The sequence below is a fragment of the Vibrio sp. Vb1337 genome, assembly GCF_033338715.1.
Lineage (GTDB): Bacteria > Pseudomonadota > Gammaproteobacteria > Enterobacterales > Vibrionaceae > Vibrio > Vibrio alginolyticus.
Map to the genome: position 1 here is coordinate 1 of NZ_JAWOTD010000247.1, position 1,075 is coordinate 1,075.

General features: G+C 48.0%; 1 protein-coding gene. It reads right to left on the minus strand.

All coding sequences use genetic code 11. The annotated features are described in order from the left end of the window. On the minus strand, positions 1–1,075 hold a 1,075-nt coding region (locus R7E42_RS25395; protein ID WP_318073291.1), incomplete at both ends, for an NAD-binding protein.

Consider the following 1,075-nt stretch of genomic DNA (forward strand, 5'->3'; position numbering starts at 1 on the left):
GTGGCTTAATATCTTGCACGTTTTCACCGTCAAAGTTTTCAGCGTAACCTTTTGGCGGTGGCGTCCAGCCACGTTCAGAACGCGATAACTTATCGTGACGAGCTTTGCGCATCTCTTCCGCCATTTTCTCTTCGAGCTGGATGAATAGCTCGCGGAAGTTGTTATCGAAGCGCTCACCTTCCGAATCGTCTTCCCACGCTTGGTATAACATTTCAGATTTACGAGCTTCTACGCGCTTGTAAGTGTCTTTTTGCTGTTCAACAAAGAATGGGTGAATGCCCAACGCTTTCATGGCATGTCCACCCATTTCCAGTGCCGAGTGATAAGTTTCCGATTCAATCACATCTGCGCCAGCTTGACGTAACAAGTAACCATGACCGCGGTCGAAAGCACGTGCGATGATTTTTACTTTCGGGTACGTGTGCTTCACGTATTTCACCAGTTCCACACTCGATTCTTGGTTATCAATCGCGACGACCAACGCAGCCGCATGCTCGATACCTGCCGTGTGCAGCATATCTGGTCGGGTTGCGTCACCAAAATAGGCACGAGTGCCAATCTGGCGCATGTTATCGACTTGGTTGGCTTGATGGTCAAGTACTACAGTTGTTACGCCGTTCGATACTAATAGGCGATTCACAATCTGACCAAAGCGGCCAATACCAGCAATGATGACTGTGCCTGTTTCTTCAATCGTATCGCTTTCGCGTTCATTCGATTGGGTTTCAAAGCGAGGCAAAATCACCCGATCAAACAGAATGAACAAGCCAGGGGTCAGGAACATTGAAATCGCAACCACCAGTGCAAGAGTTTGCGAGAGTTCAAATGGAATGACGTGGTTTTGCACAGAGAAGCTTAGCAACACAAAACCAAATTCACCCGCTTGAGCCAAGCTTAGGGTAAACAGCCAGCGGTTGCTGCCTTTCACTCTAAATATCAGCGCGAGAATAAACAGCACCAAGGCTTTCAATACCATCACGCCAATGGTCAGCGCCATGATCAGCCAGAAATCACCAAATAGAACCGAGAAGTTGATTCCCGCGCCAACGGTAATAAAGAACAGACCCAGCAATAA